The organism is Aquabacter cavernae (genome assembly GCF_003993795.1).
GTDB lineage: Bacteria > Pseudomonadota > Alphaproteobacteria > Rhizobiales > Xanthobacteraceae > Aquabacter > Aquabacter cavernae.
On the sequence record NZ_RWKV01000016.1, the window covers coordinates 123,609 to 147,816 of the forward strand.

General features: G+C 67.8%; 18 protein-coding genes. 8 read left to right on the forward strand and 10 right to left on the reverse strand.

What is annotated here, in order from left to right:
• Window positions 1–34 precede the first annotated feature (34 nt).
• Window positions 35–2,950, forward strand: a complete 2,916-nt coding sequence (locus EJJ38_RS16295; protein WP_420836890.1) for an EAL domain-containing protein — start codon at window positions 35–37, stop codon at window positions 2,948–2,950.
• Between the two features lie 31 nt (window positions 2,951–2,981).
• Here the strand turns inward: EJJ38_RS16295 and EJJ38_RS16300 are convergent, their stop codons facing one another.
• The 3 genes from EJJ38_RS16300 to EJJ38_RS16310 are packed head-to-tail and all read right to left on the reverse strand — an operon-like array spanning window position 2,982 to window position 6,169.
• Window positions 2,982–3,572: a hypothetical protein gene (locus EJJ38_RS16300; RefSeq protein WP_127091208.1), complete on the reverse strand. Its 591-nt coding sequence runs from the start codon at window positions 3,570–3,572 to the stop codon at window positions 2,982–2,984.
• A 9-nt stretch (window positions 3,573–3,581) separates the two neighbouring features.
• On the reverse strand, window positions 3,582–4,688 hold the full coding sequence (gene alr / locus EJJ38_RS16305; RefSeq protein WP_127091209.1) for an alanine racemase: 1,107 nt from the start codon (window positions 4,686–4,688) through the stop codon (window positions 3,582–3,584).
• Complete coding sequence (locus EJJ38_RS16310; RefSeq protein ID WP_127091210.1) at window positions 4,685–6,169, reverse strand: replicative DNA helicase; 1,485 nt, start codon at window positions 6,167–6,169, stop codon at window positions 4,685–4,687. Before EJJ38_RS16310 ends, alr begins: the two co-directional genes overlap by 4 nt.
• 364 nt (window positions 6,170–6,533) lie before the next feature.
• On the opposite strand from EJJ38_RS16310, the gene EJJ38_RS16315 reads away from it, so the two are divergent.
• From EJJ38_RS16315 to EJJ38_RS16335, 5 genes are read left to right on the forward strand one after another with little or no spacing between them, the layout of a single operon-like run.
• Window positions 6,534–8,387 carry a monovalent cation:proton antiporter-2 (CPA2) family protein gene (locus EJJ38_RS16315; protein ID WP_127091211.1) on the forward strand — a complete coding sequence of 618 codons (1,854 nt, stop codon included), beginning with the start codon at window positions 6,534–6,536 and terminating at the stop codon, window positions 8,385–8,387.
• A 42-nt stretch (window positions 8,388–8,429) separates the two neighbouring features.
• Complete coding sequence (locus EJJ38_RS16320; RefSeq protein ID WP_127091212.1) at window positions 8,430–9,356, forward strand: ABC transporter ATP-binding protein; 927 nt, start codon at window positions 8,430–8,432, stop codon at window positions 9,354–9,356.
• Entirely contained in the window at window positions 9,353–10,114 is a 762-nt protein-coding gene (locus EJJ38_RS16325) for an ABC transporter permease (protein ID WP_127091213.1), read from the forward strand. The genes EJJ38_RS16320 and EJJ38_RS16325 overlap by 4 nt, the downstream gene beginning before the upstream one ends.
• 11 nt (window positions 10,115–10,125) lie before the next feature.
• On the forward strand, window positions 10,126–10,602 hold the full coding sequence (locus EJJ38_RS16330) for a GNAT family N-acetyltransferase (protein WP_127091214.1): 477 nt from the start codon (window positions 10,126–10,128) through the stop codon (window positions 10,600–10,602).
• The gene (locus tag EJJ38_RS16335; protein WP_127091215.1) at window positions 10,599–11,207 is read left to right on the forward strand and encodes a glutathione S-transferase family protein; all 609 of its coding nucleotides are present in this window, start codon (window positions 10,599–10,601) and stop codon (window positions 11,205–11,207) included. The genes EJJ38_RS16330 and EJJ38_RS16335 overlap by 4 nt, the downstream gene beginning before the upstream one ends.
• Window positions 11,208–11,320: 113 nt before the next feature.
• Here EJJ38_RS16335 and EJJ38_RS16340 read toward each other — a convergent pair whose 3' ends face one another.
• From EJJ38_RS16340 to EJJ38_RS16350, 3 genes are read right to left on the reverse strand one after another with little or no spacing between them, the layout of a single operon-like run.
• Window positions 11,321–14,623 (reverse strand): glycosyltransferase family protein, encoded by a 3,303-nt coding sequence (locus EJJ38_RS16340; protein ID WP_164738547.1) that lies wholly within the window; start codon window positions 14,621–14,623, stop codon window positions 11,321–11,323.
• Window positions 14,623–16,155 carry a hypothetical protein gene (locus tag EJJ38_RS16345; RefSeq protein ID WP_127091217.1) on the reverse strand — a complete coding sequence of 511 codons (1,533 nt, stop codon included), beginning with the start codon at window positions 16,153–16,155 and terminating at the stop codon, window positions 14,623–14,625. The genes EJJ38_RS16340 and EJJ38_RS16345 overlap by 1 nt, the downstream gene beginning before the upstream one ends.
• Window positions 16,152–19,211: a YML083C domain-containing protein gene (locus EJJ38_RS16350; protein ID WP_127091218.1), complete on the reverse strand. Its 3,060-nt coding sequence runs from the start codon at window positions 19,209–19,211 to the stop codon at window positions 16,152–16,154. Before EJJ38_RS16350 ends, EJJ38_RS16345 begins: the two co-directional genes overlap by 4 nt.
• A 327-nt stretch (window positions 19,212–19,538) precedes the next feature.
• Between EJJ38_RS16350 and EJJ38_RS16355 the strand changes: the two genes are divergently transcribed.
• Complete coding sequence (locus EJJ38_RS16355) at window positions 19,539–20,246, forward strand: glycosyltransferase (RefSeq protein WP_127091219.1); 708 nt, start codon at window positions 19,539–19,541, stop codon at window positions 20,244–20,246.
• Between the two features lie 375 nt (window positions 20,247–20,621).
• Here the strand turns inward: EJJ38_RS16355 and EJJ38_RS16360 are convergent, their stop codons facing one another.
• Window positions 20,622–21,359, reverse strand: a complete 738-nt coding sequence (locus EJJ38_RS16360) for a tRNA1(Val) (adenine(37)-N6)-methyltransferase (RefSeq protein WP_127091220.1) — start codon at window positions 21,357–21,359, stop codon at window positions 20,622–20,624.
• Complete coding sequence (locus tag EJJ38_RS16365; RefSeq protein WP_127091221.1) at window positions 21,346–21,573, reverse strand: putative signal transducing protein; 228 nt, start codon at window positions 21,571–21,573, stop codon at window positions 21,346–21,348. Before EJJ38_RS16365 ends, EJJ38_RS16360 begins: the two co-directional genes overlap by 14 nt.
• A 282-nt stretch (window positions 21,574–21,855) precedes the next feature.
• Here EJJ38_RS16365 and EJJ38_RS16370 point away from each other — a divergent pair, with 282 nt between their 5' ends.
• On the forward strand, window positions 21,856–22,863 hold the full coding sequence (locus EJJ38_RS16370; protein WP_127091222.1) for a polyprenyl synthetase family protein: 1,008 nt from the start codon (window positions 21,856–21,858) through the stop codon (window positions 22,861–22,863).
• Between the two features lie 30 nt (window positions 22,864–22,893).
• Here the strand turns inward: EJJ38_RS16370 and EJJ38_RS16375 are convergent, their stop codons facing one another.
• Entirely contained in the window at window positions 22,894–23,223 is a 330-nt protein-coding gene (locus EJJ38_RS16375) for a YnfA family protein (protein WP_127091223.1), read from the reverse strand.
• The gene (locus tag EJJ38_RS16380; RefSeq protein ID WP_127091224.1) at window positions 23,220–24,110 is read right to left on the reverse strand and encodes a 4-(cytidine 5'-diphospho)-2-C-methyl-D-erythritol kinase; all 891 of its coding nucleotides are present in this window, start codon (window positions 24,108–24,110) and stop codon (window positions 23,220–23,222) included. The genes EJJ38_RS16375 and EJJ38_RS16380 overlap by 4 nt, the downstream gene beginning before the upstream one ends.
• Between the last annotated feature and the right edge of the window lie 98 nt (window positions 24,111–24,208).

Here is a 24,208-nt window from a genome sequence, read left to right on the forward strand (position 1 = left end):
GCTTTCGACCCGGCCGCAGGCTGGGCGCGGAGGCTTGCCGTTGCGTCTTTTCCTAGCTCTGTGCGTGCTGCTGCTTGCCGCTTTGGCGCCGCTCGCGCCGGCTGAGGCGGTGGAGGCGGTGGCGATCCGTCTCAACGCCCGGGTGACCGATCTCCTGCCCGCCGTGGAGCGCATCGCGACCGATACGGACCGCATCCAGATCTCCACCGTGCCGGGCACGGACGGCATCGTCCGACGCATCGAGGTGCATGCCGCGGACGGGCGCCAGAAGGCCGACTGGATCGTCTTCGCGCTGGCCAACAATACCGACGAGCAGGTGGACCGGCTGATCGTCGCGCCCTTCTACCGCATGGTGGGCTCGGGCCTGTTCTGGCCGGACCTCGGCAATCGCCGCATCCTCAATCTCACGCCCAGCCAGGGCTTCAAGCCCGAGCGGCAGGCGGCCCCCGACGCGGACGTCTTCCTCGTCACGCTCGATCCCGGCTCCACCGTCACCTTCATCGCGGAAATGACCGGCCCGAGCCTGCCCCAGCTCTATCTGTGGGAGCCGGACGCCTATAAGGACAAGGTCAACAGCTTCACCCTCTATCACGGCATCGTCATCGGCATCGCGGCGCTGCTGGCGCTGTTCCTCACCATCCTGTTCGTGGTGAAGGGCTCGGTGATGTTCCCGGCCGCCGCCGCGCTGGCCTGGGCGGTGCTGGGCTATATCGGCCTTGATTTCTCCTTCTGGTCCAAGGTGTTCGGCCTCTCCCCCGTGGCGGAGCAATTCTGGCGCGCGGCGGGCGAGGCGGTGCTGACCGCCACCTTGCTCGTCTTCCTGTTCGCCTATCTCAATCTCAACCGCTGGCATGTGCGCTATGTGCATGTGGCCGCCGGCTGGCTCGCCTTCCTGGCGGCCCTGGTGGTGGTGGCGCTGCTGGACGCGCCCATGGCGGCGGGCATCGCGCGTCTCTCCTTGTTCACCGTGGCGGTGCTGGGGCTGGGCGTGGTCATCTGGCTGGCGCAGCATTCCTACGACCGCGCCGTGCTGATCATCCCCACCTGGCTCCTGCTGGTGGTGTGGGTGGTCATGGCGGGCCTCACCGTGGAAGGGCTCGTCACCAACGATCTCGTGGCCCCCGCCCTCTCCGGCGGCCTCGTGCTCATCGTCATGCTCATCGGCTTCACGGTGATGCAGCACGCCTTTGCGGGACTGGGCGTCATCCAGGGCTCCTCCTCCGAGCTGGAGCGCCGCGCGCTGGCGCTGGCGGGCTCCGGCTACATGGTGTGGGACTGGGACGTCGATTCCGACCGCATCTACACCTCCCCCGAGGCCGAGGAGGCGCTGGGCCTCAAGCGCCGCTCGTTGGAGACCGAGGCGGCGGGCTGGCTGGAAGTGCTGCACCCCGCCGACCGCGACCGCTTCCGCGCGACATTGGACGGCATCATCGACCAGCGGCGCGGGCGCATCGACCAGGATTTCCGCCTGCGCGCCATCGACGGCCATTATCTCACCTTCAACCTGCGCGCTCGGCCCGTGGTGGGCGCGGACGGCGAGGTGGTGCGCTGCATCGGCACGCTCACCGACGTGACCGGTGAGCGCATGGCCGCCGAGCGCCTGCTGCACGACGCGGTGCGCGACAATCTCACCGGCCTGCCCAACAAGGAATTGTTCCTGGACCGGCTGGACCAGGCCATCACCTTCGCGCGCATCGACGACACGCTGAAGCCCACCGTGATGTTCATCGACCTCGACCGCTTCAAGCAGGTCAATCTGTCGGTGGGCATGGCCATGGCGGATTCCATCCTGCTCACGGTGGCCCGGCGCATGATGCGCCTCATGAAGCCGCAGGACACGCTGGCGCGCATTTCCGGCGACCAGTTCGGCCTCATCCTCATGTCTGAGCGCGATCCCGAGCGCATCACCACCTTCGCGGACACGCTGCGCCGCTCGCTGCGCGCGCCCATCACCTTCGCCGACCGGGAAGTGTTCATCACCGCCTCCATCGGCCTCGTCCTGGCGGGGCCCGACCTTGCCAAGCGCAACGAGGTGCTGAAGGACGCGGAACTGGCCATGTATTTCGCCAAGCGCATCGGCGGCGACCGCATCGAGGTGTTCCGCCCCGCCATGCGCCAGCAGAAGATCGACCGCGTCTCCCTGGAGGCGGACCTGCGCCAGGCGCTGGAGCGGGACGAGATCCTGGTGCGCTATCAGCCCATCGTGCGCCTCGGCGACCGGGGCATCGGCGGCTTCGAGGCCTTCCTGCGCTGGCGCCATCCCACGCTGGGCGAGCTTTCCGCCAGCGAATTCCTGCCCATCGCGGAAGAGAGCGGGCTCATCCTCGAACTCGGCCTGTTCGCTTTGGAGAAGGCGGCCCGCCAGCTTGCCCAATGGCAGCGGCAGGTGCGGGTGGAGCCGCCCTTGTTCATGAATGTGAACGTCTCCTCCCGCCAGTTGCTGCGGCACGACCTCATCCAGGACCTCAAAGCCGTCCTCTCGCGCAATCCGGTGGCCCCCGGCTCGCTGAAGCTGGAAGTGACCGAGGCTTTGGTGATGGAGAACCCGGAATATGCCGCCGTCATGCTGGCGCGCATCCGCGAGCTTGGCGCGGGCCTGTGCCTGGACGATTTCGGCACCGGCCAGTCGGCCCTCTCCTATCTCCAGCGTTTCCCCTTCGACACCATCAAGATCGACCGTCGCTTCGTGCATGAGAGCGCCAAGGGCGCGGCGCGGGCGGCCCGGCCGGTCATCGTGGGCTCCATCATCGACCTCGCCCACCATCTGGGCATGGACGTGATCGCCGAGGGCGTGGAGAAAGACGCGGAGGCCGAGGAAATGGGCGCCTTCGGCGCCGAATACGCCCAGGGCGTGCTGATGGGCGAGCCGCTCACCAGCGAGGAATGCCGCGCGCTGTTCGAGCCGGCCTCCTCCGAGCCCCGGCGCAAGCGGCAGGCGGCGGCGGGCTGAGGCGGCCCGGCTTCCCGAAAAGGGGACGCACCTAAAACGGCAGGTCCGCCACCAGCGTGGCGATGAAGGCGGTGATCAGCAGGATGAGGCTGGTGCGCCGCCCGGACACGAAAAGCAGGGCCACCAGCACGCCGACGGTGACGATGGTGGCCGCAAAGGAGACGAGACCGCCCTCCTCCTCCCCCATATCGATGCCGCTCAGCGCCAGCGCGCCTTGATAGGCGAGCACCACGAAATTGACCGCCAGCAGGCCGCCGATGACGATGGTGCGCACCTTGAAATAATAGGCGTCGAAATCGGACCAGAGCTTCACGTCCACCGGGAAGACGAAGGTGGACAGGCCGAAATAGACGCCGATCACCGCCATGAAGCCCGCGAGCGCGAACAGGTTCGAGGGCACATGGGGGCCGATGACGCCGAAATTGAACCAGAAGGTCACCTGGTCCAGGAGCATAAAGGCCCCGAGGATGGGGATAAGCCAGCCAACATGGATGGGCGGGCCCGCCACCTCCTCCACCCCGTGCCGGATGCGCCAGAGGCGGGCGAAGCCTTTCAGCAATTCCGACACCGCCAGCGCGAGCACGATGCCGAACACCCGCGCCACGAGGTCGAAATTGCTCATGGCCTGCCCTCAGCCGCCCTTATAGACGCGCCGGTAGCGCCGCCCGAGAGAGGTGAGCACCTCATAGCCGATGGTGCCGCCATGGGCGGCCAGTTCGTCCACCAGGATGCCCTCGCCCAGGATCACCGCCATGTCGCCCCGCGCAACCGCATCCTCGGGCAGGTCCGTCACGTCCACCGCCGTCAGGTCCATGGAGACGCGGCCCACCAGGGGGCAGCGGCGCCCGGCGATGATGGCGTCCGCGCCCGGCAGGCCGTCGCTGGCGCCGAAGGCGCGCAGGAAGCCGTCCGCATAGCCGAAGGAGAGGATGGCGATGCGGCTGTCGCGGCCGAGGCGCTGGGCGGCGCCGTAGCCCACCGTGTCGCCCGGCAGGCCGTGCCGCACCTGGATCACCGGAACCTCCAGCCGCACCACCGGCTTGAGCGGCGCCGTCCCCGCCACCGCCGCGCCGCCATAAAGAGCGATGCCCGGCCGGGTGAGGTCGAAATGATAGTCCGGCCCCAGGAAGCAGCCGGCGGAATTGGCGAGCGAGGCGGCAACGCCGGGAAACGCCGCCGCCGCCCGCGAAAAACGCTCGCGCTGGAGCGCGGTGAGCGGATGGCCGGGTGTGTCGGCGCAAGCGAGATGGGTCATGACCAGGGAGGGCGTGAAGCCCGCCCCCCTCTGGCCGAGGGCCTGCGCCTCCTCCACCGTGAGGCCGAGCCGGTTCATGCCCGTATCCACATGGATGGCGGCGGGCAGGTCCGCGCCGCGTGCCGCGCAGAAGTCCGCCCAATCCTCGATCTCGGCGCGGCTGCCCAGAACCGGGCGCGCGTCACAGGCGAGCAGCACCTCTCCATTGCCCGGCAGCAGGCCGCCCAGAACATAGATGACCGCTTCGGGGAGCACCTCGCGCAGCCGCGCGGCCTCTTCCACCAGTGCCACGAAGAAGGTGCGCGCGCCCGCCGCCCACAAGGCCGGGCCGGCGCGCTCCACCCCCAGGCCATAGGCATTGGCCTTGACCACGGCGGCGCACTGGGCGGGAGCGACCCGGGCCGCCAGCGTGCGCCAATTGTCGGCGAGGGCGGCAAGGTCGATGGTGAGGACGGCGCCGGTGGCGCCGGGAAGGTCTGTCATCTGGGTTCCGGGAAGTGGTCCGGCTGGGCGAGGTTGGAGAAGCGGGTGAATTGCGCCTCGAACTGTACCTTCACCGTGCCGGTGGGGCCATGGCGCTGCTTGCCGATGATCACTTCGGCGGTGCCCTCACAGGCCTTCATGTCGGCCTCCCACTTGAACCATTCCTCCGTGCCGGGCTTCGGCTCCCGGCTTTTCAGATAATATTCCTCGCGGAACACGAACATGACCACGTCCGCGTCCTGCTCGATGGAGCCGGATTCGCGCAGGTCCGACAATTGCGGCCTCTTGTCGTCCCGGCTTTCCACCTGACGCGACAATTGGGAGAGCGCCATGATGGGCACCCTCAGTTCCTTGGCCAGCGCCTTCAGGCCCGTGGTGATCTCGGTGATTTCCTGCACGCGCCCCTGGGACGAGCTTTTGGAGGAGCCGGTGAGAAGCTGGAGATAGTCCACCACCATGAAGTCGAGGCCGCGCTGGCGCTTCAGGCGCCGGGCGCGGGCCACCAGCTGGGCGATGGAGATGCCGCCGGTATCGTCGATATAGAGCGGCACCACCTGCATGGTCTGGGCGGCGGCGGCGAGCTTCGAGAACTCGCTCTCCGAGATGTCGCCGCGACGCACCTTGTAGGAGGGGATCTCGGTCTGCTCGGCGAGGATACGGGTGGCCAATTGCTCGGCGGACATTTCCAGCGAGAAGAAGCCCACAATGCCGCCCGACAGGTTCTTCACCGCCCCGTCCGGCTGGGTCTCGCCGCGATAGGAGGCGGCGATATTGTAGGCGATGTTGGTGGCGAGCGAGGTCTTGCCCATGGCCGGGCGCCCCGCGAGGATGATCAGGTCCGAAGGCTGGAGGCCGCCCATCTGGTGGTCGAGGTCATCGAGGCCCGAGGCGATGCCCGAGAGATGCCCGTCGCGCTGATAGGCATTGGACGCCATGTCCACCGCCTCGCGCAGCGCCTCGCCGAAGCGCAGGAAGCCGCCGTCATAGCGCCCGGTCTCGGCGATGGCGTAGAGCCGCTTCTCCGCCTCCTCGATCTGCTCCTGGGGGCTCGCCTCCACGGGCGCGTCATAGGCGTCGGTGACGATCTCCTCGCCGATGCGGATCAACTCGCGCCGCACCGAGAGGTCATAGATGGCGCGGCCGTAATCCTCGGAATTGATGACCGTGGTGGCTTCCGCCGCGAGCCGCGCCAGATAGCGCGGGCCGGACAGGCCGGCCACGTCCAGGTCGGCGGGCAGGAAGGTCTTCAGCGTCACCGGCGTCGCGATCTTGCCGGCGCGCACCAGCGAGGAGCACAGCTCGAAGACCCGGGCGTGGATGGGCTCGTAGAAATGCTCCGGCTTCAGGAAGTCGGAAACCCGGTAGAACGCCTCGTTATTCACCAGGATGGCGCCGAGCAGCGCCTGCTCCGCCTCCACATTGTGGGGGGCCTGGCGATAAGAAGCGTCGAGCTGACCCTTCGCGACGGGCAAATCGAGCATGGTCTCCCCCATCATGGCCGGAGGATGGGTTTAGCAAGTCCGCTCCACGATCCACAGGGGCAGACTCGTTCCCGGTCCGGTTTTACCGAGAAAGAATTCCGGGGAAAGGTCTCTCCCTGCCTTTCACGAAATTGGGTTTGATGGAAGGCGCCCACCACCCATTCGCAGGATTGCGGCAGCATATGGGTTTACGTTAGAGCCTGATGTGATCAGGTTGGAACGGCCTGATCGGTGGATCCGCCTCCCGGCATTGGCCGGGAGCGATCCGGGACCCGTAATCGAAGCACCGTCGTGCCGCGAGCCGGGCCAGCCTCCACACATTCAGCAGGCGGCCCGTGGCGGCCCGAACCGGAAGGAGCCCGCCGTGGCCGAAGCCTCCAGCACGGAACTGGTGCAGATCGTCTCTGTGCTCGGCGCGGGCGTCATCGCGGCCCCGCTGTTCAAGCGCGCGGGCCTCGGCTCGGTGCTCGGCTATCTCGCCGCAGGCATCGCCATCGGGCCGTTCGGCCTCAAGGTCATCTCCGCGCCGGAAGCGGTTCTGCATTTCGCGGAACTGGGCGTGGTCATGTTCCTGTTCGTCATCGGCCTGGAAATGCGCCCCTCGCGCCTGTGGGGCCTGCGGCGGGAGATTTTCGGCCTCGGCGCCGCGCAGGTGTGCGTCTGCGGCGCGCTGCTCACCGGGCTCGGCGTGCTGGCGGGCCTGCCGCCCGCCGTGGCCTTCATCGCCGCCATGGGCTTCGTCCTGTCCTCCACCGCCGCCATCATCCAGATCCTGGACGAGAGCGGCGAGACACCGACCCCCGCCGGCCAGCGCGCGGTCTCCATCCTGCTGCTGGAAGACCTGGCCATCGTGCCGCTGCTGGCGCTCGTCGCCCTCCTCGCCCCGGCCACCGGCACCAATGTGCGGGCCGACTGGACCAATCTCGCCATGGCGGCAGGCGCCGTGGCCGTCGTGGTGGCGGCCGGGCGCTGGCTGCTCAATCCCTTGTTCGCCCTGCTTTCAGCGGCCCGCGCCCGTGAGGTGATGACCGCCACCGCTCTGGTGGTGGTGCTGGGCACCGCCCTTCTCATGCAGGTCTCCGGCCTCTCCATGGCCATGGGGGCGTTCCTTGCCGGCGTGCTTTTGTCCGGCTCCAGCTATCGCCACCAGCTGGAGGCCGACATCGAGCCGTTCCGTGGCCTGCTGCTCGGTCTGTTCTTCATGGCGGTGGGCATGTCGCTGGACCTGAAGGTGGTGGCCGACGACTGGCTCCTGGTCGCCCTTGCTGTCGCCGGCTACATGGTGGTGAAGGCGGTCGGCATCTTCGGCGTGGCGCTCGCCTTCCGCTCGGGATGGCGCGAGGCGGTCTCGCGCTCGGCCCTGTTCGCCCAGGGCGGCGAATTCGCCTTCGTTCTCTATGCGGCGGCGGTGGCCGAGGGCCTGTTCGACCCGCGCACCAACGCCATCATGGCCTCCACCGTCATCCTCTCCATGGTGCTGACGCCGCTCTGCGTCATCGCCGCCCGCCGCCTGCTGCCGGCCCCCGCCCCCGATCTCAACGGTGTCGAGGCGCCGGACGGGCTGGGCGGCTCCGTCCTGCTCATCGGCTTCGGCCGGTTCGGCCAGATGGTCAGCCAGGCGCTGCTGGCCCGCGACATGGACGTGACCATCCTCGACAACGATCCCGAGATGATCCGGGGCGCCGCCGAGTTCGGCTTCAAGATCTATTATGGCGACGGCACCAATCTCGACGTGCTGCGCGCCGCCGGCGCCGGGTCCGCCCAGGCCATCTGCATCTGCATCGACAACCAGAAGGGCACCGACAAGGTGGTGGAGCTGTGCAAGGCCGCCTTCCCCTCCGCCGGCCTCATGGTGCGCGCCTATGATCGCGGCCACGCCTTGCGCCTCTTGGAAGAGCAGGTGGAGGTGCAGGTGCGCGAGACGCTGGAATCCGCCTTCCTGTTCGGCCGGGAGACGCTGGAATATCTCGGCCTCACCCCGGAAGAGGCGGAGGAGACCATCGCCGACATCCGCCGCCGCGATGCCGAGCGCCTGTGCCTGGAGCAGACCAGCGGCCTCTATGCCGGGCGGGAGCTGCTCCATTCCAACGCGCCCATCCCCGAGCCCAAGCCCGCGCCCTTCACCCCGCCGCGCCACGCCGCCCAGCCGCTCAACCCCGCCGCCGGCGCCATCGCCGCCAAGGCGCGGGACGCGGCGGACGCCGCGACACCCGGCTGACCCCCCGCGCAATCGTCACCGGCATGGGCTATATGAGCGTCCATGCAGCCTATCCTTCGAGTCGAAAACCTCTCCAAGGTCTATGAGGGCGGGTTCACGGCCCTCAAGGACGTCAGCCTGGAGCTTAACCAGGGCGAGATCTTCGCCCTGCTGGGCCCCAACGGCGCTGGCAAGACCACGCTCATCTCCATCGTCTGCGGCCTGGTCAATCCCAGCGCCGGCAAGGTGGAGGTGGCCGGACACGACATCATCACCGACTATCGCGCCGCCCGCGCGCTGATCGGCCTCGTTCCCCAGGAACTGAAGACCGATTCCTTCGAGAGCGTGTGGGCCACCGTCGCCTTCTCGCGCGGCCTGTTCGGCAAGAAGCGCGACGACGCCCGCATCGAGCGGGTGCTGCGCGACCTGTCGCTCTGGGACAAGAAGGACAACAAGATCATGACCCTCTCGGGGGGCATGAAGCGGCGGGTGCTGATCGCCAAGGCGCTCGCCCACGAGCCGCGCATCCTGTTCCTGGACGAGCCCACGGCCGGCGTGGACGTGGAACTGCGCCGCGACATGTGGCGGCTGGTGCGCCAGCTGAGCGACGAGGGCGTCACCATCATCCTCACCACCCATTATCTGGAAGAGGCGGAGGAGATGGCGGACCGCATCGGCGTGATCCGCAAGGGCGAGCTGATGCTGGTGGAGGAAAAGACCGCCCTCATGCGCCAGTTCGGCCAGAAGCGGCTCACCATCCATCTCGCCGCGCCCCTCGGCACCATTCCCTCGGCCTTCGCCGGGCATAACCTGACCCTGTCGGCGGACGGGCGAGACCTCGTGCTGGTCTACGGCACCGGGCAGGGCTCGGCGCCGGTCTCCGACCTGCTGCGCGGCCTCGCCATGGCCGGCATCGCCTATCACGACCTGGAGACCCACCAGTCGTCCCTGGAGGATATCTTCGTCGATCTGATGCGGGAGAACGCATGAACGTCCATGCCGTCAAGGCCATCTACCTGTTCGAGATGGCACGCACCTGGCGCACCCTGCTCCAGAGCGTGGTCTCGCCCGTCATCTCCACGGCGCTCTATTTCATCGTGTTCGGCTCGGCCATCGGCGGCCACATGGCGCCCATCGACGGGGTGGCCTATGGCGCCTTCATCGTGCCGGGCCTGATCATGCTGACCCTGCTCACCCAGTCCATCTCCAACGCCGCCTTCGGCATCTATTTCCCCCGCTTCGTGGGCACCATCTACGAGGTGCTCTCCGCGCCCATCTCCTATGTGGAGATCGTGCTCGGCTATGTGGGCGCGGCGGCCACCAAGTCGGTGATGCTCGGCATCATCATCCTCGCCACCTCCACCTTCTTCGTGGACGTGAAGGTGCTGCATCCGGTGTGGATGGTGAGCTTCCTGGTGCTGACCGCCGTCACCTTCTCCCTGTTCGGCTTCATCATCGGCATCTGGGCGGACGGGTTCGAGAAGCTGCAGATGATCCCGCTGCTCATTGTGACGCCGCTCACCTTCCTCGGCGGCAGCTTCTATTCCATCGACATGCTGCCGCCCTTCTGGCGCTCCGTCACCCTGTTCAACCCGGTGGTCTATCTGGTGTCGGGCTTCCGCTGGAGCTTCTTCGGCGTCTCCGACGTGAATATCGGCATCAGCCTCGGCATGACCCTGGTGTTCCTCCTGGCCTGCCTCGTGGCGGTGTGGTGGATCTTCCGCACCGGCTACCGGCTGAAAAGCTGACGGCGCGAGGCATGGACGCGCCCGCCCTGCGCCTTGCCACCCCCGCGGACCTTGCGGCGGTGGAAGCTTTGGTGCGGGCGGCCTATGCCCCCTACATCCCCCGCATCGGCCGCCCGCCGGGGCCCATGGGCGACGACTATGCCGCCCTGATCGCCGCCGGGCAGGTCCATGTGGCCGAACGCGCCGGACAGGTGGACGGCGTTCTCGTGCTGCTGCCCGAGGCGGATGGCCTGCTGCTGGACAATGTGGCGGTGGCCCCGCGTGCCCAAGGGCAAGGACTTGGCCGCGTACTGCTGGCCTTCGCGGAAGAGACGGCGCGGGCGGCGGGCCATGCCGCCATCCGCCTCTACACCAACGCCGCCATGGCCGAGAACATCGCCCTCTATGCCCGCCTCGGCTATGCCGAGACCCATCGGGCCGACGAGGCGGGGTTCCGGCGCGTCTATATGTCGAAACGCCTGCCCCCATCGGACGGAGACACCCCATGAAACTCTATTGGGCCCCGCACACCCGCGCCTTCCGCACCCTCTGGATGCTGGAAGAGGCGGGCCTTCCCTATGAACTCCAGCGCATGGATATCAACGGGGAAGAGCTGAAGAGCGCGCACTACCGCGCCATCAATCCCATGATGAAGGTGCCCGCTCTGGAAGACGGCGCGGCGAAGCTCGCCGAGAGCGGCGCCATCTGCGCCTATGTGGCGGACCTCGCCCCGGACGCTGGCCTTGCCCCACCCATCGGCGACCCGGCGCGCGGGCGCTATCTGCACTGGATGTTCTTCGACGCCGCCTGCGTGGAAGCGGCCTTCGTGGAGAAGCTCGCCAAGGTGGAAATCCCCGCCCGCGCCGCCGGCTGGGGATCGTTCGACCGGGTGATGGGCGTGATCGAGGACCTGGTCTCGACCGGCCCCTGGGCGCTGGGCGAGCGCTTCACCGCCGTGGACGTGATGATCGGCAGCGACATCTGGTACGGCATCCACCTGCTGAAGGTGATCCAGGACCGCCCGATCCTCGCCGCCTACGCGGAACGCTGCATGGCCCGCCCGGCCTTCCAGCGCGCCGAGGCCATCGAGGCGAAGGTGCTGGCGGCCGGGTGAGGCTTGTGTTCGTGGGCGAGGCGGAGGGGGCCGCTACAAAAGTGCCGCGCATGCGGCAAGTATCCCAGCACCCCTTTTAGGTCCAGTCCCGACCTTGGATCCGACGGCAGCGCTCAGCCCACATAACGCCGCTGCGTCTCCGCGAAGATGTCCAACACCTGCTGACGAAGCATGTCAGGCGAATACGCATTCACCACCTTGTTCTGCGCGCGCTGAACCTGCGCGAAACGGGCGGCGGGGTCGCCGGCGAGGCTGTCCAGCGCAGCAAACCATTCGTCCGGCGTCTCGGCCAGGAGACCACAGCCGTCCGCGCAACACTCATCGTAGACCGTCCCCCGGCTCGCCACCACCGCTGCGCCGACGGACGTATATTCAACCCATTTCGTATTGGCCTTCACAAGGTTGAACGTCGTCCTCACGAGGGGGCAAATGCCAATGTCCCACTTGCGCGCAGCAAAGGCGTCGAGGAACTCGGCATAATTGCGCACCGGAGGCACTATGACGATGCGATCACCGAACTCCTCAAGTTCGGCAGGCTTCGGAATGGAGCCGAACAACTCGAAGGTCAGATGCGGATGTCGGCGCAGAACCTGGACAAAAGGTGGCAGCACCATTTCCAGATCATGGGCATGGTCGAACCCCATGTAACCGACACGGGTCACCGGCCGAAGTTCAGCTGGAGCAATGATGGTCCCCGAGCCGCAGATCGCTCCGGAGATGATCGGCGCCTTCGCCCCCAGTTCGACCATGCGCGACTTCAGATTTTCAGTCGAGCAATAGACGAGATCCGCCTTGTTCAACAAGGTGCGCAACGTCGCCAAGCGGCGGGGGCCATTATGGTAAGCATGCTTCTGCGCACCAAACTCCAGCGGGACATTCAAAAGGTCATCGTCGATATGGAATAAGATTGGAATATTGTGAATGCGCGCCCAATCGATCATCGCGTCCACATGTGGGCCGCCATAACGGCAGAACACGATCAGATCCGGCTCGAAATCCGTCAGTCCATTGATAAAATAATCCAATGCCTGCGGGGGCGTGAGCTTGTTCTGCTTGAGATGGTCTTCGGCCAGCAAGGCATAGTGAAGCTCGCCCGCAGCAACCACATCGGCCAGAGGCTTCACGAAGAAAATCTGGAGCGTCGGCAGAAAGCTCGGGCTGATGAACATGACCCGGCGGGTGAGCCGCGGCTCCTTTTTTGCGCGCACTTCCGGGCCCGCGGTCCGCACGCAGCTTGCCTCCAGCGCCTGATCGAATGCGGAAAGCACCTGTTTCGTCAGCGCTTTCGGCGCATAGTCTGCGGCGAGACGGTCCTGCGCCCGGCGGACCTGGGCAGCGCGGGCAGCGGGATCGGTCGTCAGCGCCTCCAGGGCGGCAAGCCATTCCTCCGGCGTCCCCGCCAGGATGCCGGCCCCGTCCGCGCAGCATGCGTCATAGGCCGCCCCCGCACTGGCCACGACCGCGGCGCCGGCGGCGGTATATTCCACCCATTTGGTATTGGCCGTCTTCCGATTGAACGGCAGCGGCGCCAGCGGGCAGAGGCCGATATCCCATTTGCGCTCGGCCAGCGCTTCCAGGAACGCATCATGGTCCCGCACCGGAGGCACCATGACGATGCGATCGCCGAACGGCTCCAGTTCCGCCGGCTTGGGCATGGTGCCGAACAGTTCGAACGTCACCTGATCGTGCCGGCGCAGATACTCCGCCACTGCTGGAACAACGAGACTGAGATCATCGGAATGGTCGAAGCCCGTATAGCCCACCGTGCGCACCGGCCGCTCCTGCGCCGGGGACAGGACGGATGCCGCCGCATGGATGTCGCCGCTCATCATGGGCGCCTTGAAGCCCATCTCCTCGAAATGCCGCCGCAGGGGCGCGGTGGAGCAATAGACCAGATCCACCGCGTCCAGCAGATGGGTCACGGCAGACCGACGCGGAGGGACATTGTGGATCGCGGCCTTGGGCTCGCCAATCTCGGCGGGCTCATCCAGCAGATCGTCGTCGATATGGAAAAGCGTCGCCACACCGCTGCGCCGAGCCCATTCGGTTATGAAGGGCGCGTGCGCGCCATTATAGCGACAGAAGACGACCAATGACGGCGCGAAGGATTTCAGCCGCGCCTCGACCCAGTCCTGGCGATCCACCGCCGACAGGTGCCCGCCGACGACGGTGGACATGTCTTCATCGCTCAGGACCTCCGTGGCAATCCGCCCCTCGGATATCTCCCGTGAGAGCGGTCCCATGAAGCTCGGTTGCACGCTGGACTGCGGGCCGTTCACCACGAACATCACCCGCGATTCCGGCGCCGGCCGGGGAGCGGGAAGCGCGAAGGCGGGATCCGCCCGCCGGGCGGCGCCCAGCATCAGCCCTGCGAAGCGGCGATAGGATGCCTGCGGGTCCGCCATCAATTGCTGGCGGGCGAGAAACGCCGCCTGCCGCTCCAGGAAGGGGGCGGGATCGGCCTGCGCGGCGCGGGCGAACGCCACCCAATCCGCGATGCCGCTCACATGGGCAAGCCCCTCGTAATTGCTCGCATCCATGCCGCCCGCCGGATCGTGCCAGACGGCGGTTGGAATGCCCGAGAGCACCATGTCGATGATCACGGACGACGGCGCGGAGATGCCGTAGGCGTAGCGGGAGAGGTCCACCTTGTAGATGGGGTTGTTGTTGATGATCACGTTGTCCGGCAGGGCGACATTGTTCTTCAGCACATATTGCCCGCCCGGATGAGGGCGCAGGATCACCTCTTCGCCCTGCCCCTCCAGGGTCTCGCAGAACGCATTGAAGACAGAGACGAAGTCGCCCTTGAAGTCGCCCGAGGCGCTGAAGCGCACGGAATGGAGATTCTCGCACACGATGCCCCGGCGGCTCTTGCGCAGGGAGACCGGCCGCTGCAGCAAAGCGGACGGGCCGGTCACCAGCAGCTTGTTCCGCTGGGACGGTGCCAGCGCCGTCAGCCGCTCCGGCGCGCACCAGCCGCAGACCACGTCGGCGGCGAACGCGATCTCGCACCCGTGCGCCTGATCATGGGCGCGGGACTGCAGAAAGCCGACGCATTCATAGCCATGCTGGAGCGTCGCCTTCACATAGGACGAGGGCGCCACGCGCATGGCGTCATGGATGAATTGATGGGCCGACAGGTTGGATTCGCTTCCCGCGAACAGGATGCCGCCGCCGCCCTGGAGCAGGCCGAACGCCTCCGCCGCATCCCCGAACGTGTCGAGCCGCGCGCCCGTGGCCGCCGCAATCTCCTCCAGCTCGGCACGCCAGGTGCCCGCCCGATCGCGCGTCTCGAAGGGGCGCGCCTGCAGGATCCGCGGGGTGAGCCCGAGGTCGCGGGCGAGGAAAACCAGCGGGCGCAGGACATTCACGTCCTGCAGGAGATTCACCAGGAAGACGGCGGCGGGCGCAGGCATCAATGAGGCATCCATGACGATCCGGGAAAGCCGGCGGGAATGCGCCAGGGCTGTCTCAACTCCTCGGAGAGAATGAGGGGGATGTCCGGAAACAGTTCGCGCGTGAGGCGCGCCACTTCGGACAGGAGCACGCAATGGCCGCTGCCCAGCGTGCTCGGCAGCTTGAGCGTAGCCAGATCCAACCCCTCGCGCGACAGCGGCGCGCCCAGCGACACGCGCTGGTAGGTGGTTTTGCCGAGGGTCACCTGGCGCCCCCACCGGACTCGGCCCGCCTCGATGACCGGCACGAGACCCTCGCGGACCAGAAGCTCCGGCCCGCTCTCCGCCGTCCCGGCGTTGAGGCGGATGTCATAGTCGAGCTTCTGGGGAGAGAGGGGCGTTCCCACCGAGAGCGCCCCCAGCGTGCGGGCGAAATCGTGCGGGACATCCCCGCTATCCCGTCCGTGGATCACGGCCGCGAAGGGTTGCCCCACCACTCTCTTGCCCGCCCGCTGCCAAGCCAGAGGCTCCAGGCACCGCAGAAAAGCGGCAAACCCCTCGGTCTCCCGGACGGGATCGGCATATTGGGCGAGGGCATCCGCGAGGGCGGATACGCTTTCGCCGTTCAGGCGCGCCACGCCGCGCTTGGCGTCCTGCGCCAGCTCGGCACCGCTGCGATAGATGAGCGGCCCGAAGCAGGCATAGAGCGGATAGCCGGCGGAGAGGACCTGGACCCCGGCGCTCAGCGCGGTCACGGCACGGTTCAGGGACTTGACGGTGCTGAAGGGCTGGCCGTTCACCGGCAGGAAGGCGGCGAAGCTCTCCCCAAGCAGGGCCTTCTCCGCAGCCTCGCTCCATTCGGACATCTCGAACGGCACGGGCAGGCGCTTCAGAGCGGTCAGGGCTTCGGCCGTCATGGCCCTGCGATTGGTGCAGATCTTGAGGCGGACATCAAGGCCATGCCCGCGCAGGGCGTCCAGTTCCCCGGAAAAAGCCACGAGGTCCGAAAGGCCGACGGGGAAGTTCGGATTGTCACCCATGCCGAACCACGCCACCTGCAGGACGCCCGTCGCGCCCACCATTGCCTGCTTGCCCAGCAGCGTGTCCGCGAGCGCACGCGCATCGAACGCCTCGAACGGATCGTTCATGACATGGGCAGGCACTTGCGGAACCAGCCGGCGGCTCACCTGCTCCAAGGCCGGCGTGGAACACAGGACGAAATCGGACGCCTGGATGCAGGCATGGAACCAAGCCCGCAGATGGGCAAAGCGACTGTCCTCCACCTCGCTGAAATAGTCGTCGAACAGATCGACCCCCACGAGGCGCCCCGCGCTGCGCGCCCATTGCGCCACCAGGGCGGCCCGCACGTCGTAGCATTTGCTGATCAGATACACGTCGCCATCCGGCACGGCGCCGGTATGGACGCGCTCCAAGGGGACGAGATCGATGTCGCACCCCAGCGCCTTCAACGGTTCTGACAGGCGGCCATAGCGGATGCGCGCGCCGGCCTGGCGCCGATAGTCCTCGTTCGGCGTGATAACGCGGATCTTCATGCCACAATCCTGGAAGCCGTCACGGATGCCTCATGGCCAGCCGCGAGGACGATGCGATCCGGCGCCGGAGGCCGGGGCGCCGCGCCCTCCGCAGAGAGAAGGGTCGCCGAAAGGGCAAAGGTCACAAGGTTCATGCTGTGGTCGCGGGCCGACTTCTGCCAGAACGCCGTCGCCGGCGCACCATTCAGGTCATGTCCCGGCTTGAACCCGCCACGACGAACCCAGTCGTGACGCCGAACCATGAAGAGATCGGCGGATGGCGCCGCCATGGGCCAAGCCGCCGGCGGAAGCGCGGCAAGCAAGGAGGAAAGCGGGGCCGGCGCGGGTGGCATGTCCGTCTGCCCCGGGGGCAGGGCGAAGCGTCCTGCATCCACCATCTGGACCCGCTCGTCCCGCTTCCTGGCGCTGCCGGCCAACAACGGACAGCTTACGGAGGCCACCTGCGGCTGGGCGAGCAATGCGGCGAAGGCGGCCAGGGTGCGGGCATCGTGCAGCAGCACGCCCTCCCCCAGGACGGCGAGCAGATCCGCTTCCGCAAGTTCCACGGCCCGATTGTAGCGCACATGCCGGGCGGTTTCGGCGCCCGACAGCACCAGATGGCCGGTCAGCGGAAAATGCCGGCGCAACGCCGGGAGCATGTCGGGAGCGGTCTCGGCGGTCGCCGATGCGATCACCTGGATCGCACGCAGCCCGTGCTGGAGCGCGAGCGCCTCCAGCACGGCGGCGAAATACAACGGATCGGCACCGCACGACAGCACCACCGAGACACGCGGCTCCGGCTTCAGGGCTCCGGCCGCCGCCCCCACCAATGTGGAGATGGGCGCCTCCGGGGCGAAGGGCGCAACCCATTCCACGCCCTGGCGGGCAAGCGGATCAACGAAGCGAAGCGCAGCGGGCCACGGGCGCTCGCCCGCCATCGCCTGCCGCGCCGGCCCACCGCCGAACAGCGGAAAGGGGGCGAGGCCCGAAGGCTGCAGGCTGTCCAGCCCGTCCGCCGCCGGGGGGGCCACCATCCAGGAGGGTTTGCAGTCCGACGGCCGAACCGCCACGAAGGCGGCGAAGGCGCTGTCGCCCGGGCCGGGGCCGCGGAACAGGGCCTGAAGGGTCGGGACGCCATCCACCGGCAGGCGCAGGACAGGAGCATCGACCGGCGCCCGCGTGCCCTTGGGCGGTGTCAGGAACGCGGCCTCGGCCAGCCACTGCGCACCATCCGACTGGTCCTCGCCGAGCAGAGGGCGGATCGCAATACCGAGCACATCGCCGAGCCAGAACCGCAATCCGCGGTCGAAAATGCGCTCTGCGCCCGTTCCACCCGTAAGATCCAGATCAATGCTTCCCACCGCCGGGCGAAGACCGTGCTCCCTCCAGGATTCCAGCAGCGTCCCGCTGAGGCGCCTCACCGCCTCCAGCCCGGAATGACCGGGCGCGCAGGCCAGCGCCTCGCCATGGTGCGAGCCACCGCGCAGAAGGCAGGGAAACGGCAGGAGACAGGCATCGGAAAGCCGTCCGCGCGTGTCCGTCACCACCAGCAGAAGCGGGAGAAATGCGTCGCGCATGGCCATGTCGGCAAAGGCCGGAGCCCCCTCGACGACGCTGCACGCGCCGATGACCTCCAATCCGGCCCGCCCATATTGGAGACCGGCGACCACCCGGGCCTCTCCCCCGGTGGCGTCAAGGCGAAGCCGAAGCGTGTCCCCCGCCTCGATGCTCGCATCGGCGAAGACGGGCGCACCGGCGCAGGAGAATTTCAGAATCTCAGCCCGGTCGGCCGCGACGCCCGCCGCCGCCTCGTCGAGGGCCTGCTTCGCCTGGCCGGCCGCCTGCGACCAGAGCAGCCCGAGCCCCCGCGGCCCGCTCAAATGCCGCGCCAGCCGCAGGGCACCGATCAGCGTCGCCACGGCATGCGCGTGCGGTTCGGCGAAACCAATGACCGACGAACCGCCTCCAAAAGCCACCTCACCCGGCCCGCAGTCGAAGGACAGTTGCGGGAGAATGGCAGCCACGGTCAGGGGAACAGATGGCGAAGCGGGGGCGGGAAGGGCCGGCTCGCTTACCAGCGTGGTGGTCAGGGCACGGCCTTCCCCTTCGCCGAACCGCAGATAATGAAGCAGCGGATTGATACCGCCTTTCGCGACATCGGGATTCTGGACGAGATAGACACCCGAACTGAAACGCGGGCCCGGATCGCGCCCTTCCTGCCCGCCAAACCACAGGTAATGCAAAGCCGGATCGACACCGTCGGCGGACACATCCGCATTGCGCGCGAGATACCACTCGGCATCGAAAAGCGCGCTCGCCTTCACCGTGGCAAGGTCCGCCTCCTCGGCGAGCATCGCGGCGGCGGGAGGCACGGCGGCGGCGGCGGGACCGGCCAGGCGGGACGGAAACACCGCGCGCCCCTCCGCCCGGCCATAGCGAGCATAGTGAAGCAGCGGGTTCAGGCCCGCGCCCACCACATCCGGATAGGCCTCGAGATAGGCCAATGAACTGAAGGACGGGCCGGGATCGCGCCCCTCGGGCGCGCCATGCAGCAGGTAATGGCGCAGCGGATCGATGCGCGAATCCGCAACGTCCTGATAGTTCTCCAGATACCAGGATCGGTCGAACAGCCCGCTGGCCGCGACCTCCGCCGCGTCCTCCTCGATGCGACGGCGGCGGCGGGACACGGTGCGCATCAGGCCCCGCGCCCGCACTTCCAGGCGCACCACGGGACGGATGAGCTTCCAGATATAGCTGCCGTCCAGCAAAGCGGAATTGACCGCGGCCTCGTCGAGGGCCGGCTGAATCTCCTTCAGCGCCGCCGAGGTGGCCGCCCACTGCGTTTCCCTTTCGGCAAGGGCAGCCTCGAGCCGCGCGGTGCCCGCCCGCTCGGTGCGCAGGGCCTCCTCGAGCGTCCGGGCCAGCCCGCGCTCGGCCCCGAGTTCCGCGCGGGCCCCCCGCAATTGCTCGGCAAAATCGGACAGGCGGGTTTCAAGCACCCCGATTCGCAGCGTAGTGTCCCGGTCACCGTCTCCGGCGATGCTTTCCACGAAGGCGATCAAATCCTTGGCGGTCACGAGAACCGGCGCTGCGCCTTCCGCCCCCTCCACGGACGCAGGACCGCCACCTTTCGCACCACCTGACGCGCCCCCGGCAGGCCACCGCCACCCGCCACCCGCTTTGACCACCATATCGTTGCCCAGCCTCTCCAGCCCAGAGACACGTGCCGACACCTTCCAACAGGATGCGTACCACGACCGAAGCTATTGGAATCCCTCTACAGTATCCCTCCGGACACCGTTCGACCATAGTAATTTACCAGAATGGCCTATACATAGGGGAGCCCCTAAAATGTATAGGGCCCAAGTGACATTGGACCAATTCCACTCCAATGGAGCCGTAAGATGCAAGATAAGCTGAAAGTTTATGTTGGCTATGACAGCCGCGAGGACATTGCCTGGCAGGTATGCCAGCACTCGATCAAGCGGCATGCGAGCAAAGAGATCGAAGTCTACCCGCTGAAGCAGCCGAGCTTGCGCGAACTGGGGCTCTATACGCGGCCGCTCGACCAGAGCGCCACAACCGAATTCTCGCTGACGCGCTTCCTCGTGCCGTATATCGCGGCGCACGACGGATGGACCGTGTTCTGCGATTGCGACTTCCTCTATACGGATGACATCTACAAGGTTCTGGAGGGCATTGATCCTTCCAAGGCCGTCTATGTGGTGCAGCACGACTATGTGCCCGCGAACTCCATTAAGATGGATGGCAAGGCGCAGACCACTTATCCTCGGAAGAACTGGTCGTCCTTCATCCTGTTCAACAACGCGCACCCAGCGGTGAAGGCCCTCACCCCCGAAGTGGTGAACACCGCGACCCCCGGCTTCCTCCATCGCCTCCAGTGGGTGGATGACAAGGATATCGGCGAACTCTCGCTCACCTGGAACTTCCTGGAAGGCGAATATCCCAAGGCCGAGAAGATCCCGATCGTCATTCACTATACAAATGGCGGCCCGTGGTTTGAAAACTGGCAGAATGTCGATTACGCCGATTTGTGGGTCGCCGAGAAGGCACTCTACGAGGCTTCGGCCCGTACGATGGAAGCTGCCTGAGCTTATCAATAGCGAGTGAGGGGCGCCGGTTTCATCGGCGCCCGAACCGCCCGGTTGATGCGCGAGCGGGGGGGGGGCGGCAGTCGCATCCGCGACAGCCTGTCGCCACAGATCCACGGCGACAGGCCGGTCGGCCTCGATTGGCTGGACGGCCCCGGCATCGAGTTCCGCCGGGAATCGGTCCGCACCGAAAAGGCGCTGCGGTCAGCGCTGGAAGGCGTGGACACGGTCATCCATCTCGCGCTGAGACCGGAACCGGCCGGTCCATGTCAGAGGTGGTACGGTAGAATTCCGTGAACGCCTACGGCACCGCGCTCCTGCTGGACATCCCGGCCAACGATCCGGGCGTCATCCTGGGGCGGCGCTTTCGCGCCCTCATTCCGGAAGCCCCTGCCCGTTCGCCCCGCCTTCCGCACCTCCCAGCACCAATCCCGGCAGGAAAACCGGCGGGGTGCGGCGGCCCTTTATGGCGCGGGCCAGGAGGCGCACGGCCGGGCGGTCGGCCCGGGGGTGAACGGGTTGAAGCTCCAGGGCGCCGAAGCGGCCCGACAGCGCGGTCAGCAGCAGGGCCAGTTCGCTCGGCCGCAGGATCAGCGCCAGCCGCCCGCCGGGCTTGAGGCAGCGGGCGGCGGCGGTCACCCAATGGGCGAACAACCCCTCATCGGCCATGTGCGCCCGCGCGCGACCGCCATCGGGCGAGGTCCGGTGCGCGGTGGAGAGATTGAAGGGCGGGTTGGCCAGAACGAGATCCACCGGCGGGACGTTCGGTCCCCGCCCCCGGTTGAGGTCGCACACGTCCGCGCACACCACCGCGCAGCGCTCCGCGAAACCGTTGCGGGCCGCATTCTGTTCGGCGAGGGCGGCCAGATCGGCCTCGCGCTCCACCAGCACCGCCCGCGCGCCCGGGTGCAGGGCCAGCGCCACCAGCCCCGCGCTCCCGACGCCCGCGCCGAAATCCATGAGCGTGCGGTCCCCCTCCCCCGCCATGCCCGCCAGCAGCAGCGCGTCATGGCCGAAGCGATGCCCGCGGCGCGGCTGGCGTAGCACCAGCCGGCCGTCCAGCAGCGCATCGTCCGTGGTCTCGAACGGCAGGGGGGTGTCAGGGGCCGTCATACAGCACATGCCCCAGATCGGCGTCCCGCAGCAGGCGGCGGGCGGCATCCCACTCATCGTCCGGCACCAGAATGCGGCGCGGCAGCACGCCGATGGAGCCCTCAATGGCGCTCACATAGGCGTCCGCCAGAAGGCAGGTGATGTCCGCCGCCGTCAGCAGGGCTTCCACCGCCGAGATCAGCACCACGTCGTTGGTCCGCACGATGTCCCGCATGGCACCCCACTCTGCGCCCGGCCGTCCCGGCCATCTTCGCCCGACGGGGCGGATTGACACGTCGCCCTCGGGGGCCCTGCACCGGACCCTTGCCTCAGCGGCTCCAGGAAGCCCCGGGGCGCCTCATTCTTCAATGAGCCAGGCCGTGTGCCGCGTTGCGGCCGCAGACGGAAGGCCGGCGACTTCGCAGCGCCCGCTCCGCCAATTCGCGCGGTGCGACTTGCACGTTACCCGCTCTCCTCCCTATGGTGCGCCCGCCTGATTGACAAGCGGGAGCCATTCTTGGCCGTCGTCCTTCCGTTCGAGCCGAACGAACCTTCCCTGGATGCCCTTGTCCGCCTCGTGAAGGGGGACATGGACCGGGTGAACGCGACCATTCTCGCGCGCACCGGCTCCGATGTGGCCATGATCCCGGAGGTGGCGAACCATCTCATCTCCGGCGGCGGCAAGCGGCTGCGGCCCATGCTGACCCTCGCCTGCGCCGCGCTCAGCGGCTACCAGGGCGAAGGCCATGTGAAGCTCGCGGCGTCCGTTGAGTTCATGCACACGGCCACGCTGCTGCATGACGACGTGGTGGATGAGAGCGACATGCGGCGCGGCAAGCTCGCCGCCCGCAAGCTCTGGGGCAACGAGGCCAGCGTCCTGGTGGGCGACTTCCTGCTGGGCCAGGCGTTCAAGATGATGGTGGAGGTGGGCTCCCTCTCCTGCCTCGACATTCTCTCCACGGCCGCCTGCACCATCGCCGAGGGCGAGGTGATGCAGCTCGCGGCCGCCAAGAATACCGAGACGTCCGAGGACGATTATCTCGCCGTCATCCGGGGCAAGACGGCGGAATTGTTCGCCGCCGCCTGCGAGGTGGGCGCGGTGCTCGGCCAGCGTTCCAAGGGCGACCAGGGCGCGTGCCGCAGCTACGGCATGAATCTGGGCATCGCCTTCCAGCTGGTGGACGACGCGCTGGACTATGGCGGCAGCCAGGCCAAGCTCGGCAAGAATGTGGGCGACGATTTCCGCGAGGGGAAGATCACCCTTCCCGTGGTTCTCGCGTTCCGGCGCGGCGATGCGGAAGAGCGCGCCTTCTGGAAGCGGGCGCTGGAGACCGGCGACGCCACGGACGAGAATCTCGCTGTTGCGGTGGGCCTGCTCACCAAGCACCGGGCGCTGGCCGACACCATCGAGCGTGCCCGCCATTACGGCGCCATGGCCAAGGATGCCCTGGCCCTGTTCCCGAACGGCGCCGCCAAGGATGCGCTGACGGAAGCGGTGGATTTCTGCATCTCCCGCGCCCATTGAGGGCGGGTCCGGCCGGTGGGCCGATAGGCGCTAGTGCGCCAGCGCGCGCGGCATGAACAGGATGATGGCCGCCCCGGCGAGGCAGATGACGCCGCCGGTGATGTCCCAGCGGTCCGGTCGCATCCCCTCCGCGGCCCACATCCAGACCAGCGACGCGATGATATAGACGCCGCCATAGGCCGCGAAGGCGCGCCCGGCGACGCTCGCTTCCACGAGTGTCAGCGCCCAGGCGAACAGGACGAGGCTCGCCACCCCCGGCAACAGCCAGAGTGGTGAGCCGCCCGAGCGCACCACATGCCAGAAGGCGAAGCATCCGGCGATTTCCGCGATGGCGGCCACCACATAGGCAAGAATCGTCATCGCAGCACCGTTGAGCGGACCCACCAGCCGGGGCGCGCGGTTGAGACATGGCGGGACAAGCGGGCCGCCGCGCGGCAATCCGCCACCAGCGCGAACACCGTCGCCCCCGAGCCGGACATGCGCACCAGCAGCGCTTCCGGCCGCGCCGCGAGCAGGGCCTTCGCGGCGGCGATGTCCGGCGCCAGCGCCATGGCCGGGGGCTCCAGATCATTGGGCAGCCCGGCGATGAGGGAGAGGAGCGCGTCTCCCTCCACCCTCGGCCAGGGATCGGGATGGGCAGGCCCCGCCAGCGAAGCACCCGGCGCAAGGCCCAGCCCCTTGAAGACCGGCGGCGTGGGAACGCTCGCCCCGCAATTCACCAGCACGGCGAACACGGGCGGCAGATCGAGCGGGGGAGACAGGTGATCGCCCGTCCCGCCCATGAGGCGCGCGCGCGGGTCGAGGCACACCGGAACGTCCGAGCCGGTCACCCGCGCCGCGTCCAGCAGCGCCGGATGGTCCGGCGCCAGGCCGTTCAGCCGCGCCAGCAGGCGCAGGGCCGCCGCCGCGTCGGAGGATCCTCCACCCAGCCCCGCCGCCACGGGCAGGCGCTTTTCCAGCCGGAACGCGCCCAGCCGCAGCCCGGGAACGCGCGCCGCCAGCGCACGGGCGGCCTTCAGCACGAGATTGTCGTCATCGGGGCCGGCGGCCTCGGCGCGGGGGCCGGTGACGGTGAGAGCGAGCGGCACGTCGGGCGTGAGGCCCAGGCGATCCCCGACGCCCGCGAAGGCCACGAGGCTCGCGAGATCGTGAAACCCGTCCTCGCGCCGCCCGAGCACGCGCAGCGTCAGATTCACCTTGGCCGGCGCGCGGGCCGCAAGTGCCTGCGGGGTCGCAAGTTGCTGCATGGCCGCACCTTATGCCGCTCCGCGCCGAACGCGACAAGGTGCGGTGCGGCGTGATGTCCCCGGAATGCTTGCGGCGCGGGAGGAAACCGGCCATCCTC

Excerpts from the sequence above, each read along its gene's own strand:
- EJJ38_RS16300 (WP_127091208.1), bottom strand. The coding sequence starts at position 3,572 with ATGAGCAATTTCGACCTCGTGGCGCGGGTGTTCGGCATCGTGCTCGCG.
- alr (WP_127091209.1), bottom strand. The coding sequence starts at position 4,688 with ATGACAGACCTTCCCGGCGCCACCGGCGCCGTCCTCACCATCGACCTT.
- EJJ38_RS16310 (WP_127091210.1), bottom strand. The coding sequence starts at position 6,169 with ATGCTCGATTTGCCCGTCGCGAAGGGTCAGCTCGACGCTTCTTATCGC.
- EJJ38_RS16320 (WP_127091212.1), top strand. The coding sequence starts at position 8,430 with ATGCAGCCTATCCTTCGAGTCGAAAACCTCTCCAAGGTCTATGAGGGC.
- EJJ38_RS16325 (WP_127091213.1), top strand. The coding sequence starts at position 9,353 with ATGAACGTCCATGCCGTCAAGGCCATCTACCTGTTCGAGATGGCACGC.
- EJJ38_RS16330 (WP_127091214.1), top strand. The coding sequence starts at position 10,126 with ATGGACGCGCCCGCCCTGCGCCTTGCCACCCCCGCGGACCTTGCGGCG.
- EJJ38_RS16335 (WP_127091215.1), top strand. The coding sequence starts at position 10,599 with ATGAAACTCTATTGGGCCCCGCACACCCGCGCCTTCCGCACCCTCTGG.
- EJJ38_RS16340 (WP_164738547.1), bottom strand. The coding sequence starts at position 14,623 with ATGCCTGCGCCCGCCGCCGTCTTCCTGGTGAATCTCCTGCAGGACGTG.
- EJJ38_RS16345 (WP_127091217.1), bottom strand. The coding sequence starts at position 16,155 with ATGAAGATCCGCGTTATCACGCCGAACGAGGACTATCGGCGCCAGGCC.
- EJJ38_RS16355 (WP_127091219.1), top strand. The coding sequence starts at position 19,539 with ATGCAAGATAAGCTGAAAGTTTATGTTGGCTATGACAGCCGCGAGGAC.
- EJJ38_RS16360 (WP_127091220.1), bottom strand. The coding sequence starts at position 21,359 with ATGACGGCCCCTGACACCCCCCTGCCGTTCGAGACCACGGACGATGCG.
- EJJ38_RS16365 (WP_127091221.1), bottom strand. The coding sequence starts at position 21,573 with ATGCGGGACATCGTGCGGACCAACGACGTGGTGCTGATCTCGGCGGTG.
- EJJ38_RS16375 (WP_127091223.1), bottom strand. The coding sequence starts at position 23,223 with ATGACGATTCTTGCCTATGTGGTGGCCGCCATCGCGGAAATCGCCGGA.
- EJJ38_RS16380 (WP_127091224.1), bottom strand. The coding sequence starts at position 24,110 with ATGCAGCAACTTGCGACCCCGCAGGCACTTGCGGCCCGCGCGCCGGCC.